Origin of the sequence: Salinivibrio sp. MA607, from assembly GCF_001996245.1 — a bacterium.
GTDB lineage: Bacteria > Pseudomonadota > Gammaproteobacteria > Enterobacterales > Vibrionaceae > Salinivibrio > Salinivibrio costicola.
Window position 1 is genome coordinate 102,628 of record NZ_MUFJ01000006.1, and the last position, 20,222, is coordinate 122,849.

Annotated in this window: 16 protein-coding genes; 11 read left to right on the forward strand and 5 right to left on the reverse strand. The window is 49.9% G+C overall.

Features of this window, described 5'->3' with window-relative positions; genetic code table 11:
* Positions 1–20 precede the first annotated feature (20 nt).
* Positions 21–1,310, reverse strand: a complete 1,290-nt coding sequence (locus tag BZG81_RS04755; protein ID WP_077676850.1) for a citrate synthase — start codon at positions 1,308–1,310, stop codon at positions 21–23.
* A 420-nt stretch (positions 1,311–1,730) separates the two neighbouring features.
* Here BZG81_RS04755 and sdhC point away from each other — a divergent pair, with 420 nt between their 5' ends.
* The 8 genes from sdhC to sucD all read left to right on the forward strand — a co-directional run bounded on the left by sdhC (position 1,731) and on the right by sucD (position 11,278).
* The gene (gene sdhC / locus BZG81_RS04760) at positions 1,731–2,123 is read left to right on the forward strand and encodes a succinate dehydrogenase cytochrome b556 subunit (protein ID WP_077676851.1); all 393 of its coding nucleotides are present in this window, start codon (positions 1,731–1,733) and stop codon (positions 2,121–2,123) included.
* Positions 2,117–2,467 (forward strand): succinate dehydrogenase, hydrophobic membrane anchor protein, encoded by a 351-nt coding sequence (sdhD, locus tag BZG81_RS04765; RefSeq protein WP_021022458.1) that lies wholly within the window; start codon positions 2,117–2,119, stop codon positions 2,465–2,467. The genes sdhC and sdhD overlap by 7 nt, the downstream gene beginning before the upstream one ends.
* Entirely contained in the window at positions 2,468–4,234 is a 1,767-nt protein-coding gene (sdhA, locus tag BZG81_RS04770; RefSeq protein ID WP_021022457.1) for a succinate dehydrogenase flavoprotein subunit, read from the forward strand.
* A 13-nt stretch (positions 4,235–4,247) separates the two neighbouring features.
* Positions 4,248–4,958, forward strand: coding sequence for a succinate dehydrogenase iron-sulfur subunit (locus tag BZG81_RS04775; RefSeq protein WP_077460168.1), 711 nt, complete (start codon positions 4,248–4,250; stop codon positions 4,956–4,958).
* Positions 4,959–5,073: 115 nt separating this feature from the next.
* On the forward strand, positions 5,074–7,884 hold the full coding sequence (gene sucA / locus BZG81_RS04780) for a 2-oxoglutarate dehydrogenase E1 component (RefSeq protein WP_077676852.1): 2,811 nt from the start codon (positions 5,074–5,076) through the stop codon (positions 7,882–7,884).
* A gap of 28 nt (positions 7,885–7,912) precedes the next feature.
* Positions 7,913–9,124, forward strand: a complete 1,212-nt coding sequence (odhB, locus tag BZG81_RS04785) for a 2-oxoglutarate dehydrogenase complex dihydrolipoyllysine-residue succinyltransferase (RefSeq protein ID WP_021022454.1) — start codon at positions 7,913–7,915, stop codon at positions 9,122–9,124.
* Between the two features lie 112 nt (positions 9,125–9,236).
* Positions 9,237–10,403, forward strand: a complete 1,167-nt coding sequence (gene sucC, locus BZG81_RS04790; protein ID WP_077460170.1) for an ADP-forming succinate--CoA ligase subunit beta — start codon at positions 9,237–9,239, stop codon at positions 10,401–10,403.
* 2 nt (positions 10,404–10,405) lie between these two features.
* Positions 10,406–11,278, forward strand: coding sequence for a succinate--CoA ligase subunit alpha (gene sucD, locus BZG81_RS04795; RefSeq protein ID WP_077676853.1), 873 nt, complete (start codon positions 10,406–10,408; stop codon positions 11,276–11,278).
* A gap of 221 nt (positions 11,279–11,499) precedes the next feature.
* Here the strand turns inward: sucD and znuB are convergent, their stop codons facing one another.
* Together znuB and znuC are read right to left on the reverse strand one after the other, a co-directional pair.
* A complete protein-coding gene (gene znuB, locus BZG81_RS04800; protein ID WP_021022451.1) occupies positions 11,500–12,291 on the reverse strand; it encodes a zinc ABC transporter permease subunit ZnuB in 792 nt (263 codons plus the stop codon).
* Entirely contained in the window at positions 12,284–13,048 is a 765-nt protein-coding gene (gene znuC / locus BZG81_RS04805) for a zinc ABC transporter ATP-binding protein ZnuC (RefSeq protein ID WP_077676854.1), read from the reverse strand. Before znuC ends, znuB begins: the two co-directional genes overlap by 8 nt.
* Positions 13,049–13,129: 81 nt before the next feature.
* Between znuC and znuA the strand changes: the two genes are divergently transcribed.
* The 3 genes from znuA to BZG81_RS04820 all read left to right on the forward strand — a co-directional run bounded on the left by znuA (position 13,130) and on the right by BZG81_RS04820 (position 17,726).
* A complete protein-coding gene (znuA, locus tag BZG81_RS04810; RefSeq protein ID WP_077460173.1) occupies positions 13,130–14,023 on the forward strand; it encodes a zinc ABC transporter substrate-binding protein ZnuA in 894 nt (297 codons plus the stop codon).
* A complete protein-coding gene (gene mepM / locus BZG81_RS04815) occupies positions 14,007–15,344 on the forward strand; it encodes a murein DD-endopeptidase MepM (RefSeq protein ID WP_077676855.1) in 1,338 nt (445 codons plus the stop codon). Before znuA ends, mepM begins: the two co-directional genes overlap by 17 nt.
* Positions 15,345–15,458: 114 nt before the next feature.
* Positions 15,459–17,726 (forward strand): hypothetical protein, encoded by a 2,268-nt coding sequence (locus tag BZG81_RS04820; RefSeq protein ID WP_077676856.1) that lies wholly within the window; start codon positions 15,459–15,461, stop codon positions 17,724–17,726.
* Between the two features lie 5 nt (positions 17,727–17,731).
* On the opposite strand, the gene BZG81_RS04825 is transcribed toward BZG81_RS04820, so the two are convergent.
* Positions 17,732–18,160, reverse strand: coding sequence for an HIT domain-containing protein (locus tag BZG81_RS04825; RefSeq protein ID WP_077575864.1), 429 nt, complete (start codon positions 18,158–18,160; stop codon positions 17,732–17,734).
* Positions 18,161–18,282: 122 nt separating this feature from the next.
* A complete protein-coding gene (gene argS / locus BZG81_RS04830; protein ID WP_077676857.1) occupies positions 18,283–20,013 on the reverse strand; it encodes an arginine--tRNA ligase in 1,731 nt (576 codons plus the stop codon).
* Between the last annotated feature and the right edge of the window lie 209 nt (positions 20,014–20,222).

Below are 20,222 nucleotides of genomic sequence, written 5' to 3' on the forward strand. Positions count from 1 at the left end.
CTATCATCAAGGTGTCGCAGTTAATCGCGTTTACCCATCGGCGTGAATTCACGCTGGGTATAGCCTGAGTAAAGCTGGCGTGGACGACCAATGCGCTTGTGTGGATCCGTATGCATTTCGTTCCAATGAGCAATCCAACCGATCGTCCGCGACATCGCGAAGATAACGGTAAACATCGATGTTGGAATACCGATGGCTTTGAGGATGATGCCCGAGTAGAAATCGACATTCGGATACAATTTCTTGTCGATGAAGTATTGATCGGAGAGTGCGATGCGTTCTAACTCCATCGCCACATCCAATAACGGGTCTTGAATTTGTAGCTCTTCAAGCACTTCATGACATGCTTCGCGCATGACCGTTGCACGTGGGTCATAGTTCTTATAAACCCGGTGACCAAAGCCCATTAAGCGGAAAGGATCATCTTTATCCTTAGCGCGTTCAATGTACTCAGGAATGTTATCGACATGGCCGATTTGCTCGAGCATGCGCAAGCAAGCTTCATTGGCCCCGCCATGTGCCGGCCCCCACAAGGACGCGATACCGGCAGCAATACAAGCAAACGGATTGGCTCCCGATGATCCCGCTAGGCGTACCGTGGATGTTGAGGCGTTTTGCTCATGATCCGCGTGTAGGGTGAAAATCTTATCCATCGCGCGCGCAACTACCGGATTCACCTCATATTCCTCACATGGTGTGGCAAACATCATATGAAGGAAGTTCTCTGCGTAGTCCAAATCGTTACGTGGATAAATAAATGGCTGGCCAATCGAATACTTGTAACACATAGCCGCCAGGGTAGGCATCTTCGACAGCAAACGAAACGCCGTAATTTCACGGTGTTTATCATTGTTGATGTCGAGAGAATCGTGGTAGAACGCGGCAAGCGCCCCTACAACCCCGACCATAACGGCCATAGGGTGAGCATCACGACGGAAACCATGGAAGAAACTCGCGATTTGTTCGTGAACCATGGTGTGGCGCACGATCATGGAACGAAAACCATCGTATTGTTTTTTTGTAGGGACTTCGCCGTAGAGCAGGATGTAACAGACTTCTAAGTAATCAGCGTTATTGGCAAGTTGATCTATCGGAAAACCACGGTGCAGTAAAACACCTGCTTCGCCGTCGATGTAGGTGATTTGCGAATCGCAAGATCCTGTCGCAACAAACCCTGGATCAAACGTGAAGTAACCTTCATTGACTAGCTTGCGCACATCGATCACATCCGGGCCGACAGTGCCTCCGATAATCGGCAGTTCGATTGGTGCTTTCCCTTCGATATGTAGGGTAGCTTTCTTCTCTGCCATAACAATCTCCTTTGTTATTTTATAATCCCATCCAGGATACGGACCCGACCGTTTTACCGATCGACCTCTATTATGTCAATTTTTAACCTATCGATGTGTGCGTCAGTTAATAACTTATGTGCGTTAGTTAATAACTTATTTGCAATGGGGGTTAAATATCTGTTGTGAGATTCCGGTCAATTTTGTGCGTTTGTAATTGTCTGTTACGCCACGTATACTTTTTCGAGGTCTCTGGGCAAATCAGTATCCTAGAGCGTTTAGGGGCTCAAACACCTTTCCTAACTGACGTGATCCATTCACCGAGAATTGCAGTTATAAGCAATAAGGTACATGAAGCGCGTTACGCAGATGTTGCAGGTCTTACGCTTTGAGTACTGAGGTTCAGAGAGTGTAATAACTATAAATGCTCAATAGAGCTGAGTGGGCAATATCGTGAAAGAAAGAAAGTCAAGACCCGTAAACCTCGACCTTAAGACGATTCGCTTCCCCATTACAGCGACTGCGTCTATTTTGCATCGGATATCAGGTGTGATCACCTTTGTTTCGATCGCCATCCTACTGTGGCTGCTTAGCCTGTCTCTCTCTTCTCCTGATGGATTTCAATCTGCTGCTGCGATACTCGATACCTTCTTCGTCAAGCTCGTACTTTGGGGCATTTTGACGGCGCTGGCTTATCACATCGTTGGCGGGATTCGTCATTTAATCCAAGACCTGGGTTACTTTGAAGAGCTGGAGTCGGGGGCAAAAAGTGCCCAAGTCTCGTTTGTAATTGCAGGCGTGCTAGCTGTGTTGGCGGGGGTTTTAGTATGGTAACAAAAAATATTTCATCGGTGGGTCGCAACGGTGTGCACGATTATGTGCTGGTCCGAGCTACTGCGATTCTCATCACACTTTACACACTTTATATGGTCGGTTTTGCCGTCTTTGGCCCTGAGATTACGTATGCCTCATGGACAGCGTTTTTCGGCCAGACCAGCACGAAGGTCTTTACCATGTTGGCCCTGGTCTCTGTGCTGATCCACGGCTGGATTGGGATGTGGCAGGTGTTGACTGATTATATCAAGCCAGCCTTGCTGCGCGGTGTATTACAGCTTGCTGTTGTCGCCACGCTTCTCATCTATGTGTTTGCCGGTTTCTTTGTATTGTGGGGTGTGTAAGTGAGTATTCCAGTTCGCGAATTTGATGCAATCGTTATTGGAGCAGGTGGCGCCGGTATGCGCGCGGCACTGCAAATATCCGAGCAGGGCCTAACGTGTGCGCTGTTATCTAAAGTGTTCCCAACTCGCTCTCATACTGTGTCAGCACAGGGCGGGATTACAGTGGCACTGGGTAACTCGCACAAGGATAATTGGCAATGGCATATGTACGATACCGTCAAAGGCTCCGATTATATTGGTGATCAAGACGCTATCGAATACATGTGTAAAACAGGCCCGCAGTCAGTCATTGAGCTAGAGAAAATGGGATTACCCTTTTCTCGCTTTGAAGATGGTTCGATCTATCAACGACCCTTTGGCGGTCAATCAAAAGAATTTGGGGGCGAGCAAGCGGCACGTACCGCCGCGGCAGCAGACCGAACTGGCCATGCCTTATTGCATACGCTTTACCAACAAAACATCAAAAACAAAACGACGATTTTTTCAGAGTGGTATGCCCTTGATCTGGTCAAAAACCAAGATGGAGTGATTGTCGGTGCAACGGCGATGTGCATGGAAACGGGTGAGATTTGTTACTTCAAATCGAAAGCAACCGTGTTGGCGACTGGGGGCGCAGGCCGTATTTATCAGTCAACCACTAACGCGCACATCAATACCGGTGATGGTGTCGGTATGGCGCTCCGTGCTGGCGTACCGATGCAGGACATGGAAATGTGGCAATTCCACCCCACAGGCATTGCGGGTGCCGGTGTCTTGGTGACAGAAGGCTGTCGTGGTGAGGGTGGCTATCTACTTAATAAAGATGGTGAACGCTTCATGGAGCGTTATGCGCCTAATGCAAAAGACCTTGCTGGTCGTGACGTGGTTGCCCGATCAATGATGATCGAGATCCGTGAAGGACGCGGCTGTGAGGGGCCATGGGGCCCACACATTAAGCTGAAGCTCGACCATCTCGGCAAAGATGTACTGGAATCGCGCTTGCCGGGTATCTTGGATTTGTCGCGCACTTTTGCACATGTCGACCCGATCAAAGAGCCGATTCCTGTTATCCCAACGTGTCACTACATGATGGGAGGCATTCCAACGCAAGTATCCGGCCAAGCCATTAAACAAGATCCACTGGGCAATGATATCGAAGTTCAAGGGCTTTTTGCCTGCGGTGAAATCGCCAGTGTCTCTGTACATGGCGCCAACCGCTTAGGGGGCAACTCGCTCTTAGACTTGGTTGTCTTCGGCCGTGCAACAGGGTTACACCTAGGGGAAACCTTGGCAGCGCAGGTGGAAGCAAGAGATGCCAGTGAATCAGACATTGAAGCCTCTCTGGCTCGCGTCAATCGCTGGAATAGTACTCAGCAGGGTGAAGACCCAGTAGAAATTCGCAAAGACCTTCAAGCGTGTATGCAAGAAAACTTTTCGGTGTTCCGAGAAGGTGAAGCGATGGAAAAAGGGCTGAAAGAGTTGGATGCTATCCGTGAGCGACTCAAAACAGCACGCCTTGATGATACATCAACAGAGTTTAACACCCAGCGCGTCGAGTGTTTGGAGCTGGAGAACCTGATGGAAACTGCCTATTCAACGGCGGTCTCCGCGTATTATCGGACGGAAAGCCGTGGTGCTCATGCGCGCTTCGACTACCAAGAGCGTGATGACGAGAATTGGTTGTGTCACTCCATCTATAACCCAGAAACGGAAACCATGTCCAAGCGCGACGTCAATATGGCGCCTGTGCATCGTGACGCTTTCCCACCGAAAGCACGTACTTATTAAGGGGGTCGAAACGATGAACGTTAATTTTTCAGTCTATCGCTATAATCCAGATGTGGACGATGCGCCATACATGAAGGATTACACACTCGACGTCCCTGAAGGGTCAGATATGATGCTTTTGGATGCGCTGTTTCAACTCAAAGAGCAGGATCCAACCCTGTCATTCCGTCGCTCGTGTCGAGAGGGAGTGTGTGGCTCTGACGGTGTCAATATGAACGGTAAAAATGGGCTGGCATGCATCACGCCTTTATCCTCGCTAATGGATAAGTCGGAGATTGTTATTCGTCCGTTGCCTGGTTTGCCCGTAGTGCGTGATCTCATTATCGATATGGGCCAGTTCTATGAGAACTACGAGCGCGTCAAACCTTATTTGATCAACGATGAGACACCACCGTCGCGTGAGAACCTTCAAGCGCCGGAAGATAGAGCAGAGCTTGATGGTTTGTATGAGTGCATCATGTGCGCTTGCTGTAGTACGGCGTGCCCATCGTTTTGGTGGAACCCTGACAAGTTCGTCGGCCCTGCAGGCCTTCTTGCTGCCTATCGCTGGCTAGCAGATAGCCGTGATACGGCAACTGAAGAACGGTTATCTGATCTAGACGACGCTTTTAGTGTCTTCCGTTGCCACGGAATAATGAACTGTGTCAGTGTATGTCCAAAAGGGCTTAATCCAACCAAGGCAATTGGGCACATTAAGTCAATGCTGATTCAGCGCGGCGTTTAAAACGCTGAACCAATAACGTAGATAAAAAATGCCCCGTTCTAGGACGGGGCTTAATAACAGGTAACCCGGCTTAGAACCGGTGTTTGGATAAATAACTAGTGGTTAAGGGATAACAATGCAAAATGGCGTGATGAAGGCTTGGTTAGAGTCTTCTCATTTGGCTGGCGCCAATGCAACGTACGTAGAAGATCTCTACGAAATGTACCTCAGTGACCCGGAGTTAGTTGATCAAGAATGGAGAGCGGTCTTTGACCAGCTACCAGTGGTGAGTGATACCGCGGTAGAACAACCCCACTCTCGAGTTCGCGATTACTTTCGACGCTTAGCTACCGATACATCGCGTGCAAGTGCTTCAGTCAATGATCCAGATGTAGACGCGAAACAAGTCAAAGTTCTTCAACTGATCAATGCGTTCCGTTTCCGTGGCCATCAACAGGCCAGTTTAGACCCCCTCGGATTATGGAAACGTAAACCTGTCCCCGATTTGTCACCTGACTTCCATTCTCTTAACGAGCAGGATTTTAACGAAACCTTTAATGTCGGCTCATTTGCAATTGGCAAAGACAATATGCAATTAGGTGAGTTGTATGACGCACTGCAAAAGACCTATTGCGGGTCAATTGGTGCTGAGTACATGCACATTACAGATACCGAAGAAAAGCGTTGGATTCAAAGCCGCCTCGAATCAGTTGTGGGACAGCCACAATTTAGCGAGGAAGAGAAGCTCACCTTTTTGGAAGAGCTAACGGCAGCAGAAGGCCTTGAACGGTATTTGGGGGCTAAATTCCCTGGGGCAAAACGTTTCTCGCTTGAAGGGGGCGACTCGCTCATTCCTATGCTCAAAGAGCTTATTCGCCATGCGGGGAGTAAAGGTGGGCGTGAAGTGGTTGTTGGGATGGCTCACCGTGGTCGACTCAATGTCTTAGTCAATGTGCTAGGTAAAAAGCCGTCAGAGTTATTTGATGAGTTCGCAGGGAAACAAGATGAAAGCTGGGGAACCGGTGATGTGAAATATCATCAGGGGTTCTCATCTGACTTTGCGACCCCGGGTGGTGACGTTCATCTTGCTTTAGCGTTCAACCCGTCACACCTTGAAATTGTTAATCCAGTGGTCATGGGCTCCGTGCGTGCGCGTCAAGACCGACTCGAAGACAGCACAGGCTCAAGCGTACTGCCGATCACCATTCATGGCGATGCGTCGATTGCGGGACAAGGCGTGGTGCAAGAGACCTTTAATATGTCTCAAGCGCGGGGCTTCCAAGTGGGCGGCACGGTGCGGATTGTGGTGAACAATCAGATTGGTTTTACAACCTCAAATCCGGCAGATTCTCGCTCAACCCAGTACTGCACCGATATCGCGAAAATGGTTCAGGCGCCGATCTTCCACGTCAATGCCGACGATCCCGAAGCGGTAGCATTTGTGTCGCGTTTAGCGCTTGATTTTCGTAATGAGTTTCAACGCGATGTGGTCATTGATTTGGTCTGTTATCGCCGTCATGGCCATAACGAAGCGGATGAACCGAATGCCACGCAGCCGATGATGTACCAAAAGATCAAAAAACATCCGACGCCGCGCAAACTCTATGCGGATGTGCTTGATCAACAAGGCATTGCCAACCTAGAAAAAGCGACCGAATTGATCAACGAATACCGTGATCTGTTGGACAGCGGTGAATGCGTAGTGAAAGAGTGGCGCCCAATGGTGTTGCACTCGGTCGACTGGACCCCTTATCTCGGCCACGACTGGACGGTTGAGTGGGCGAACAAATTCGATGCCAAACGGCTGAGAGAGCTTGGTAACCGTATCTGTCAATTGCCAGATAGCCATACGCTACACAGCCGAGTCGGTAAGCTTTACAAAGATCGTAAAGCAATGATTGATGGTGAAAAACCTGTTGACTGGGGGATGGCCGAGACATTGGCCTATGCCACGCTGGTGGACGACGGCAAGCGTGTTCGTATTACGGGCCAAGATACTGGTCGTGGTACTTTCTTCCATCGTCACGCGGTGTTACATAACCAAGGCGATGGCAGTACCTATGTCCCCCTTGCCAATATCCATAATAAGCAAGGGCCGTTCGAAATTTATGACTCTGTGTTGTCTGAAGCGGCCGTCGTGGCATTTGAGTATGGCTATGCGACCGCAGAGCCGGGTGGCTTAACGGTATGGGAAGCGCAATTTGGCGATTTTGGTAATGGCGCGCAAGTTGTGATTGACCAGTTCATCAGCTCTGGCGAGCAGAAGTGGCGCCGGATGTGTGGTTTAACCATGTTGCTCCCTCACGGTTATGAAGGGCAGGGCCCTGAGCACTCTTCCGCGCGCTTAGAGCGGTATTTGCAATTATGCGCCGAGCAAAATATGCAGGTCGTGGTGCCCTCGAGCCCCGCTCAGGTTTATCATATGTTACGCCGTCAAGTTGTTCGCCCGATGCGTCGACCATTGGTGGTTATGTCACCTAAATCCTTGCTACGCCATCCGCTTTGCGTATCCAGTCTAGAAGATCTGACAGAGGGCGATTTCCAACCCGCTATCGGTGAAATGGATGATCTGGACCCAAGCAAGGTGAAACGGGTAGTTATGTGTGCCGGTAAGGTCTATTACGATTTGCTGAAAGCACGCCGCGAGCAAGAAATCGATGACGTAGCCATTGTTCGTATCGAGCAACTTTATCCGTTCCCGCTTGAGGCGGTGAAAGAAGTGATTGCGCCTTACGGCAACGCAAAAGACTTTGTATGGTGTCAAGAAGAGCCACAAAACCAAGGGGCTTGGTACAGCAGCCAGCACAATTTCCGTGCAGCCTTACCGGATGGTGCCACACTCAGCTACGCTGGGCGTGCCGCCTCGGCATCGCCAGCGGTAGGTTATATGTCTGTACACCAGAAACAACAAAAAGCGTTAGTACAAGACGCTCTGACCCTAAAGTAAGAACTAGAACATTAAGGATAAATACGATATGACAATCGAAATTCTGGTTCCCGATTTACCCGAATCTGTGGCTGACGCAACGATTGCCACATGGCATAAACAGCCAGGTGACTCGGTAACCCGTGACGAAGTACTGGTTGATATTGAAACAGATAAGGTCGTGCTAGAAGTTCCCGCTCCTGCAGATGGGGTACTGGAATCTATCATTGAAGATGAAGGGTCAACCGTGCTGGGGAAACAAGCGATCGCCAAGCTGAAAGAAGGGGCTGTCGCGGGTGAACCAACCAAAGATGTGCCCGCTGAATCAGAGGCATCACCGGATAAGCGCCACACTGCGTCACTAGAAGAAGAGAGCAATGACTCACTGAGCCCTGCCGTCCGTCGCTTATTGGCTGAACATGATCTTTCTTCGGATGCGGTGAAAGGCACGGGTGTAGGCGGACGCATTACCCGAGAAGATGTGGAAGCGCACCTGAAGAAGCAGCCCGCGCAAAGCAGTGAGCAGAAAGCGGCGACCCAAGATGTGCCGCCAGTGGCAGAGCGAGGCGAGAAGCGTGTGCCGATGACGCGTTTGCGTAAGCGCGTGGCAGAACGTCTGCTCGAAGCAAAAAACAGCACCGCGATGCTAACTACATTTAACGAAGTGAACATGAAGCCAATTATGGAACTGCGTAAGCAGTATCGTGATTCGTTTGAAAAGCGTCATGATATTCGCCTTGGTTTCATGTCTTTTTACGTCAAAGCGGTCGTTGAAGCCCTTAAACGTTATCCAGAAGTGAATGCGTCAATAGATGGTGATGAGATTGTGTATCACAACTATTTTGACGTCAGCATGGCGGTTTCTACCCCGCGTGGTCTGGTAACGCCTGTACTGCGCGACTGCGATAAACTAGGTTTTGCCGATATCGAAAAAGGTATTCGTGACTTAGCCATAAAGGGGCGTGACGGCAAGTTGACCGTTGATGAACTCACCGGAGGCAACTTTACCCTGACCAATGGCGGTGTGTTCGGCTCATTAATGTCAACGCCGATCATTAACCCACCTCAAGCTGCCATTCTTGGCATGCATAAAATTCAAGATCGCCCAATGGCGGTAGATGGCAAGGTTGAAATCTTGCCGATGATGTACCTTGCGCTTTCCTATGATCACCGTCTTATTGACGGTCGTGAGTCGGTTGGTTTCTTGGTCACCATCAAAGAGCTCCTTGAAGACCCAACACGTCTGCTCCTAGACGTTTAATGGTGTTATCGACCTCTTTTTGAGGGAAATAAACCGTTTTGAAGGGGACGGAGGTCCCCTTCTTTGGAAAGCATAAAGATACAATAATGGACACTAACACGGATAGAACATCATGAATCTGCACGAATATCAGTCAAAGCAGCTGTTCGCTGAATATGGTCTACCAGTTTCAGAGGGCTATGCCTGCGATACACCACAAGAAGCTGCTGAAGCAGCCGATAAAATTGGCGGCAACAAATGGGTTGTGAAATGCCAAGTTCACGCCGGTGGCCGCGGAAAAGCGGGCGGGGTGAAACTCGCGAACTCAAAAGAAGAAATCCGCGAATTTGCACAGAAATGGCTGGGTAAAAACCTAGTGACATTTCAAACGGACGAGAATGGCCAACCAGTCAGCAAAATTTTGGTTGAGTCTTGCACCGATATCGCTAAAGAGCTTTACCTGGGTGCCGTGGTCGACCGTGGCTCGCGTCGCGTTGTTTTCATGGCATCCACCGAAGGCGGTGTTGAAATAGAAAAAGTGGCCGAAGAAACGCCAGAGCTGATTCACAAAGCATCGATTGATCCTTTGGTTGGCCCACAACCTTACCAGGGTCGCCAACTGGCATTTAAACTTGGCTTAGAAGGTGAGCAAATCAAGCAGTTCACTAAGATCTTTGTCGGGATTGGTCAACTGTTCTTGGATAAAGATGTTGCCTTGGTCGAGGTAAACCCGCTGGTGATTACTGAACAAGGCGATTTGCATTGCTTGGATGCAAAGCTAGCGATTGACAGTAATGCGGTATATCGTCAGCCGAAGGTGCGTGCGATGCACGACCCGAGTCAAGACGATGAGCGCGAAGCGCATGCGGCACAGTGGGAGCTGAACTATGTTGCGCTAGACGGCAACATTGGTTGTATGGTGAATGGTGCTGGCTTGGCAATGGGGACCATGGACATTGTTAACTTGCACGGTGGCAGCCCTGCCAACTTCCTCGATGTGGGAGGCGGTGCGACAAAAGAGCGTGTGACAGAAGCCTTTAAAATCATTCTGTCTGATAGCAACGTAAAGGCGGTATTGGTGAACATCTTTGGCGGCATTGTGCGCTGTGATCTGATTGCAGATGGCATTATTGGTGCGGTTGAAGAAGTCGGCGTTAAAGTGCCTGTTGTGGTTCGCCTTGAGGGGAATAACGCAGACTTAGGCGCCAAAAAACTGGCCGATAGTGGTTTGAACATCATTGCGGCAACATCGCTAACCGAAGCCGCACAGAAAGTCGTTGCTGCCGCGGAGGGTAAATAACAATGTCAGTGCTGATCAATAAAGAAACCAAAGTTATCTGCCAAGGATTTACGGGCGGTCAAGGAACCTTCCATTCCGAGCAGGCGATTGAATATGGAACCCAAATGGTCSGTGGCGTATCACCGGGCAAAGGCGGCACGACTCACCTCGGCCTTCCGGTCTTTAATACCGTGGCAGACGCGGTTGAAGCGACCGGCGCCACTGCCTCGGTCATTTATGTGCCAGCGCCTTTTTGTAAAGATGCCATTTTAGAAGCGATTGACGCCGGGATTGAGCTGATCGTCTGTATTACCGAAGGTATTCCAACGCTGGATATGCTGGAAGTGAAAGTGAAACTGGATCAAGCAGGGGTGCGAATGATCGGCCCTAACTGCCCCGGTGTGATTACCCCCGATGAGTCTAAGATTGGCATTATGCCAGGACATATCCATCAGTCGGGTAAGGTAGGCATTGTTTCACGCTCAGGCACCTTGACTTATGAAGCGGTAAAACAAACAACCGATGAAGGCTTTGGCCAATCAACGTGCGTTGGAATTGGTGGTGATCCGATTCCAGGCTCAAACTTTATCGACATCCTCGCGATGTTCGAAAAGGATCCAGCCACCGAAGCAATTGTAATGATTGGTGAAATCGGTGGTACCGCCGAAGAAGAAGCCGCCGCGTACATTAAAGCGAATGTTACCAAGCCGGTTGTGGCTTATATTGCTGGTGTGACTGCGCCTCCAGGCAAACGTATGGGCCATGCGGGTGCAATCATTTCTGGTGGTAAAGGTACCGCAGACGATAAATTTGCGGCCTTGGAAGCGGCAGGCGTGACAACAGTGAAAAGCTTGGCCGATATTGGCAAAGCACTACGTGAAAAAACCAACTGGTAATGTAATTTTCCAATCACGCAAAGCCCAAAGCCGCTCATGTGAGCGGCTTTTGTCGTTTCAGGGAAGACGTTAAGGCGTTAGCAAAGGCCCGCGCGTTTTCACAGCATAAACGTGTTTAACGTTTAGACTCGTTCAGACTATGATCGTCTTCAAGCTATGATCGTATTCAGGCTATGATCGCATTCAGAGCATCATCGCATTCAGGCCGTGGTCGCAGATACTCAGGTAACGGCGCGAGAGGGGACCAGCTGCGTGAGCATAAATACACTGGCTGCAGCAACCACTACTGACGGCCCTGCGGGCGTATCATAAAACCAGGATCCAGCCATACCCAGCATCACGGCGAACATGCCAATCAGGCTAGCAAAAGCAGCCATTTGCTCTGGCGTAGACGCCAGTCGGCGGGCTGTTGCAGCGGGAATAATCAGCATGGATGTAATAATCAGCGCGCCAACAAACTTCATCGCCAATGCGATCACTAAACCAATCAATAGCATCAATAAAAGCCGCAGTTTTTCGACCGCTATCCCTTCGACTTTAGCCAGCTCTTCACTGACGGTCATCGATAGAAGTTGTTCCCAATAATATCCCAGTACAGCAAGCGTAAAGCAGGCGCCGACCGCGAGCCAGGTAAGGTCAGAAAATGAAACCGCCAGCAGATCGCCAAACAAATAGGCCATCAAATCAACCCGCATGTTGTCTAAAAAGCTGACCGCCACTAAGCCCAAAGACAGAGCGCTGTGTGCCAATATCCCGAGTAAGGTATCGGTAGAAACCAGATGTTGGCGTTGCAGACCAACCAACAAGATCGCGAGAAGCAAACACGTCACCACCAGCGCGAGATTTAAGTCAATTTGGAGCAAAAACCCAAGCGCGAGCCCAAGTAATGAAGCGTGTGCTAAGGTATCGCCGAAATAGGCCATCCGACGCCAGACCACAAAAGAGCCTAATGGCCCAGCAATGGCAGCGATAAGTAGGCCACCCATAATAGGGGCAAGAAGGAACTCAATCATGGTGGTGCTCTTGGTGATCACAGCTTACAGGCTGGCCTGCAAGATCATGTTGGTGATGATGGTGGTGATGATATAACGCCAGTTGTTCACTGGTTTGACGACCAAACATCGCGACATAGGATGGATGCTGAGATATGGCGTCGGGTGCGCCAGAGCAGCACACATGGTGTTGAAGGCAAATGACGTCATCGGTCTTGGCCATGACTAAATGCAAATCGTGTGACACCATTAATACCGCGCATTTTAGTGTATCGCGCAGGTGCGCGATGAGGCTATACATTTCTAATTGGCCGCTGACATCGACCCCTTGCACCGGTTCATCTAACACCAGCACATCCGGCTGTTTTAAGATCGCACGCGCCAAAAGAACACGTTGTGTTTCACCGCCCGAAAGCGTGTGCATATTGGCGTATTGCAATGATTCTGCGTTGACGGTTCTCAACGCGTGATCAATTTGGGAATTGGTATAGCGTGTTCCTAGGCGAATAAATCGGTCAACCGTCAAAGGCAGTGTCTGGTTAAGCTGAAGTTTTTGTGGCACATAGCCTATCTTCACCCCTTTAGCGACGTGAACCATACCCGCTGCGGGCTTCACTAAACCAATTAATGCTTTGACTAAGGTTGATTTCCCCGCACCATTTGGACCAATGAGCGTGGTAATCTGTCCTCGTTTTAATTGCATAGAGACCTTGTCCAGCACATTTCGGCCGTTATAGGTCACCGTCACCGCGTCAAGCGAGACTAGCGAATTTGTCATAGTGAAAAAAAGCATTGTGAATTGGAATTGTTATAATATAACATTTCTGCCCGTCGAGAAAACAAAAGAATGAGAGGAATGATGACAGCTCGTATTATTGGTGGACTTTTTGCGCTATTGCTTGTGATGCCGGCTCACGCGATCACGGTGATGACAACCATTAAACCGCTTCAGCTTATTACGGCAGGACTCATTGCCGATGATGATCGTTTAGACGTGCTGCTACCTCCTGGCGCATCACCGCATGGCTACGCTCTGAAACCTTCGGATATTCGCGCGTTGAATCAAGCCGATATCACCCTATGGGTCGGGCCCGAACTCGAACTGTTTCTCGATAAGTTATTAGCCGATAAGCCCTCGGTGCTGACGCTATCTCAGATCGAGGGGATGCCACTGCGTGATTTTGACGGCGCCCATGATCATCATGGCCATGATCACGGTGAACATAACATCGACCCTCATCTGTGGTTGGGTCCAGACACCACACGGGTAGCCGCGCAAGCGATTACCGCGGCTTTAATTGAGGCGGCGCCGGATAAAGCGGCGATCTATCGGGCTAACCTTAACCGTTTTAATACCCAGCTAACCCAAACCGTCGCGGATATTGAAGATGAGTTATCCACGCATATGCAGTCAGGCTACTTTGTCTTTCATGATGCCTATGGCTACTTTGAAACGGCCTTTGGCCTCGAGAAAACCGGCCATTTTACCGTGGATCCAAGCCAAAAACCGGGCGCTAAGACGTTAGTAACCATTCGCCGAGGATTGCTTAATCATGATGCGACCTGTATCTTCACTGAGCCGCAGTTTAATCCTGCACTGATTGATGCTGTGACCCGACATAATGACGTCAATGTACTCGAACTCGATCCATTGGCGACGTCAATTCAGGTAACGCCTGATGCTTATCAGGTGTTTTTAAAAGATATGGGAAATCGTTTCGCACGTTGTTTAAAGCATGAAACTACTCACTAACTGGTTAGCTGCTACGGCTCGGCTACCACGCCAGCACAAGCTAGCACTCGCATCATTATCTCTTTTAGTTGGCGCTGCCTTGATGTGGCAGCCCCATCCTTTTTCCTCTTCACGTGATCGCCAACCGATACCTATCCCGAACGATACGCAAAATATCACCTCCGTCGAGCACAGTGAGCCTATCGAACAGGGTCTGGATGCCGATGATCCTGCACTTCGCGTACCGGAAGATGCATTAGAAAAAGACATCACCTCGGAAGCACCGCGCACCCACCAACACACGGTGGCTGCCGGCGATACGTTGGGAGGTATTTTTTCCCAATACGGACTTCCGATCAGCCAGCTTTATCAAATGCTTGATGAAAATGAACGCGTGGGTGACATCCGTCGTGGTCAAAACATGGAATGGCAGGTCGATGAACAAGGACGGTTATTAACGTTCACCCTATACCAATCGCTCAAATACCGGGATCAGTATCGTTTTGAGCAGGGGAAGGTAGCGTATGCGCGTTTAGAAACCAAAGGGGATCGTGAAAAAGTCACCGTGATTGGTCGTGTCAACAGCAGTTTTTACCAACAAGCTCGCCAAGCGGGGCTAACCCCTAATCAAATTCAAAACCTGGTTTCGGCATTACAATGGCGGTTTGACTTTGGACGCCAATCGCATCGAGGCGATCAGTTTGCGATTCAGGTGGATAAAGAGTTTATTGACAATAAACCGGTCTCATCTGGAGATATATCCGCCATGCTCTATCGAGCGGGAGATCGTGATATCTTCATTTATCGACATACGGATGGCCGTTTTTATGATGAGCAAGGGCAAAGCTTAGATCGTGCCCTGCGCCGCATCCCTACGGCGAAACGCTACCGGATTAGCTCATCGTTTGATCCTCACCGCAAGCATCCCATTACGGGGCGTATTTCTCCGCATAACGGGACCGACTTTGCTACCCCCGTTGGGACGTCGGTGCTAGCGGCAGGTGATGGCGTGGTGGTGAAAGCGCGCAAACACCCGTTAGCAGGAAACTATGTTGTCATCAAACATGGTCGTGAATACTCAACCCGTTATCTCCATTTACACCGGATTTTGGTGAAACCTGGCGACCACGTATCAATGGGACAACGGATTGCGCTCAGTGGCAACACGGGACGCTCGACCGGCCCACACCTGCATTTTGAGTTATTAAAGTACGGCCACCCTGTGAATGCCATGAAAGTGCCGTTGCCCGAAGCTCATCCCGTGCCGAGTCAGGAGAGAGGTGAGTTTCAGCGTCAAGCAAAACATGCGCAGCAAGCATTGGAGCAGCGTCTTAATGGGTAATAAATATTAAAAATGTGAGGACTCGCTCACATTTGGGGAGGCAGGGTTTTCTTTCGTAGTGACTAGCAGGACACTACAAGGCTTAACCCTGCAACCCTGTCTCGCATTTTATACATGAAACGCCAATGTCTTTGTTTTTTATGGTTGGCTCTTGTTCTCCTTTGTCTGCCTTTGCATGCGCACGAACCACTACAAACGTCATTTCAATCTTATCCGGGGCTCAGTGCGCTTGGTGATGTGCGTGATGTCGCGGTCCAACCCTCAGGCGGTATGTGGCTGCTTAATAATCAAGGCGATATTTATTTCTTCGATGGACAACAATCCCACCCTCTAGACGAAACGCTGACCTTACCTGACGAAAAAATAGTGACCATCGCCTATGCCCACCAAACGTTATGGCTTGCGGGCCAACGAGGTATTTATCGCTTTCGCACGGGTGACAATACGCTAATCCAATATAAGTTGTCAGACAGCGGCAAAGACACACGCGGCGAGAGTCAACCTCGATTAGCCGCGGTGAATAACACGCTGTGGTATATCCAAGATGGACAATTAAGCCGTTATCACGTTAAAGAGAATCAATTTCGTATTTGGCGAGCTGGTCAATGGCGTGCGGACCATACTTGGCTTACCGCTGAGCACCGATTAGTCGCGATCGGCAAAGGTTTGTATCAGCTTACCGATGACGGTATTCGCCAACTCACGCGCTTTACAAGCTCTGTGACTGCGATAACGGCAAAGGGAGATAGAGCTTGGGTCAGTACTGAACGAGGTGTCTACCTCTTAGCGTTATCAGACCGTGCGGTTCAAGCACAGCATCTACTTAATACCCAAGGGGGTTACCAGCGCCTAACGGTTGGCTCCGGTGGGCTTTGGGCGGCGCGTGCCGATGGCGTCTATTTTCTCTCTATTGGCGGGGAAGCAACGCCCGTGTGGCAGCCCGGCGCTCGGTTAATACCGGGAAAGTCAGTCACCTTTTTGTGGGGCGACTTTGAGGACGGCGTCTGGTTTTCAACCGATAAGACAACCCGTTATCGCGCGCCTGGGCAACGCTGGATTTCGCATCAACATCAGGATGTGCCAACAGCGATGACACAAGGTTTTCTGGCCAGTAGTGATCCTCGGGGGCTGTATTCAGGCGGTTGGCGGAATTTAAGCGCTGACCTCACGCTCCCCGAGTCTCTCTCGTCACTCTCGGCTCAGCATTTATATGTCGACTCAAATGGCGTTATGTGGCTGGCGTTCAAGGATCGCCTCATTCGCTATTGGCCTGAATCTGAAAAGGTCATCGATTATGGCACTAATTGGCAATCTGATGCGGGCGATATATTAGGCTTTTATGATGATGGCAGAGGGAGTGTTTGGATTCGTCATCGCCAAGGGCTGACGCGTTATCGTCATGATCAGTTCCAGCCGATACCGCTCATGGATGCCTTACTACCCATCGTTGATCTCTATGCCGATGAGCAAGGGCGGGTATGGTTGGTGAATAACAAGGGGCTATATCAATACAACCCAAACTTATCTGATTCAACCTCGGTGGCGTACCTAGCATTGGAGAATGAAGCCTTTCGCTGTATCACTGGAAATCGAGATGGTATCTGGGCGTATAGTAATCAGGCTTTAATCCACATTGCACCACGAGGTTTTATCCGCACTTTCCGACTGCCTTCTGAGTCTGAGCAAGTGGCTTGTTTTGCGTCTCGCCCGCATCAGTTGACCATTCTGGACGCTGAAAATAAGTACGTGATTGAAACCGACCAACTCGCGTTTTCGCTGCGTAAACCGCCTCAGGTGGTGATCGGGGCTCTGTGGCAGCAACATAAGCGCTGGCGTGTTGGCCCACGCCAGCAGACCGCAATCACACTGCTCGAAAAAAGCCCGGTTAACGTGTCTTGGGGAAGCTGGCCGCCAGAGCGTCAGGTCAGTCGTATTCACTACCAATTGGTCCCTTACCGACAATCTAGCCAGTCTTTGGCTAAACCGCTGGCTGCTTGGCAGCAAACAGGAAGAGAAACTTTCTCGTTAGCGAATATGGTCGGAGGGCACTATCAGCTTCGGATTGCCATTCCGCGTGATGGCGCGTCGCATACTGTGCTGGATATGAGGGTCTCTATGCCGATATTGCCTCACCTGGTGAGCGGTGTCGTTTTGATGCTCTTTGTCAGTATTGTATTAGCCGCAGTTAGGTTAGCGTTCAAACAACGGCACCAGGTTGGGCAGCATACTGATTTTCCCTTGGATCATGCTGGTGCATATCCGGTTTTTCAGTCCACGTTGAAACCCATGTGGACTGAATACCAAGCGCTCGCTGTGCCGAGTGAAACTAAAAAACGAGAGGGTGCAACGGAGGCCTTGGCGGAATCCTCGGATGCTGGGTGACATGATCACGACAAAACCGTTAGTCCTTGAGTAACAAGCGCCTCTCTAAACTGACTCACAAGTGCTGTTTGCTGTGACGGTGAGCGCGGCGTCGCCTGGAGGTGCCCCCAGATTGGATTGGGCCATACTGCATCGTCGCGAAATCGCGCAACATGATGGAGATGAAGCTGCGGGACCAGATTACCAATTGCTGCAATATTGAGCTTATCGGGAGCAAAAAGAGATTCTAGACAGCTTGCGACCAGGGCGGACTCTTGCCAGAGTGTTTGTTGATCGCTTGGGCTGAGATGATGGATTTCTTCGATGCCACTTACCCGAGGGATAAGCAAAAGCCATGGACCAAAATCTGCGCCTGCAAGGCGTAATTGGCACAATGCAAAATCGCCGACATACGCGCTGTCAGCGGCTAAACGAGGGTGAAGACAAAAAGACATAGCCACTCCGTATTGAAATGAATCTCGCCAGCTTATATCACAACCGACGAGTGGGTCACGGCAAATAAAAAGCCCACCGACAAGGTGGGCTTCACTATCAGGTTATCTCGTCCGCTTAGCCATTACATGCGTTCAAGCGTATTGATGCCCAATAGCGCCAAACCTTGCTTGATGGTTTTCGCAGTGAGTGCGGCCATGCGCAAGCGGCTTTGGCGAGTGTGTCCTTCTGAGAGCAGGATTGGGCAAGCTTCATAAAAGCTAGAGAACAAGCCTGCAAGCTCAAAGAGGTAACTACACATTAAGTGCGGCTGTCCTTCTCGGGCTACAGATTTCACGGCTTCTTCAAATTGCAGTAACTTAGCAACCAATGCTTTTTCTTTTTCGTGCTCAATGATCATCTCACCGTCAAGCGCATCCCGATCGACGCCTGATTTTGCAAAGACTGAGGCAACGCGAGTATATGCGTATTGCATGTAAGGCGCGGTATTCCCCTCAAAGGCCAGCATATGATCCCAGTCGAAAATATAATCGGTAGTACGGTGCTTGGAGAGATCGGAGTATTTTACCGCTGCCATCGCAACCGTCGTCGCGATATTCGCTTGCTCGGCCGCATCCATGTCAGGATTCTTTTCAGCAATCAGTGCTTTGGCACGCGTTTCTGCTTCGTCCAATAGGTCAGCAAGACGCACTGTGCCGCCCGCACGTGTTTTAAACGGTTTACCATCTTTACCCAGCATCATGCCGAATGCATGGTGCTCCAAGCTAACGGTTTCCGGAACATACTCGGCTTTACGAACAATGGTCCAGGCTTGCATTAGATGTTGATGCTGGCGTGAATCAATGAAATACATTACGCGATCAGCGTTAAACTGTTCATAGCGATACTTGGCGCAAGCAATATCGGTGGTGGTATAAAGAAAGCCGCCATCACGTTTTTGGATGATTACACCCATCGGCTCGCCATCTTTATTTTTATATTCGTCGAGAAAGACCACCTGAGCCCCATCGTCTTCGACCGCGATGCCTTTCGCTTTTAAGTCTTCAACAATACCCGGCAGCATATCGTTATAAAGGCTCTCGCCCATGACATCTTTTGGTGTCAGGGAAACGTTTAGACGGTCATAGTTCTGCTGGTTCTGCTCTAACGTGACTTTAACGAGCTTTTCCCACTTCTCTTTGCAATAGGCATCGCCACGCTGCAATCGCACCACGTAGTCACGTGCGGTGGCGGCAAAGGCTTCGTCTTCATCGTAGCGCGCTTTAGACTCACGATAGAAGTTTTCAATATCGCCCAGCTCCATAGAGATATCATCACCGCGTGACTCGTGCAGCTCGAGGTTAGCAATCAACATACCGAATTGCGTTCCCCAATCACCTAGGTGGTTGGCCCGTGTAACCTTGTGACCCAAAAACTCTAATGTACGCACCACCGCATCACCGATAATGGTGGAGCGTAAATGACCAACGTGCATTTCTTTAGCAACGTTAGGTGCCGAGTAATCGACGACAATATTTTGCTTATCTTGTTTCTCGATACCTAAGTGAGCGTCGGACAGGGCGATATCCGCCTGTTTAGCCAGCCACTGATCGTTTAAAAAGATATTGATAAAGCCTGGACCGGCAATCTCTGCGCGACTTGCCAAATCACCGAGATCAAGCGCATCCAATACCTTTTGGGCAAATTCACGCGGGTTCGTCCCGATCTTTTTGGCTGCACCCATCACACCATTGGCCTGATAATCACCAAATTGTGGTTTTGCAGATTGACGCACTGCTGCTGGTGTGCCCTCAGGCGCACCCGCCGCAACCATGGCGGCAGAAACTTTTTCGTTAAGAAGACTTTGAATATTCACTTGCTTACCTTTACTACTAGCCGGGCTGATTATGAATGACCCGTTATGTGGGTTTCCAGCTTATCAATACAAGAATCCGCCAACACTGCATTGCGCGAGAATGAAGCGTGCAAACACAGTGTTGGCGGGATGCTGTATTGTCGCGAACCATGACGTTCATCGACGCGGATGATCCCTAATGATACCCATAAAACAGCAGGCATTGGCAA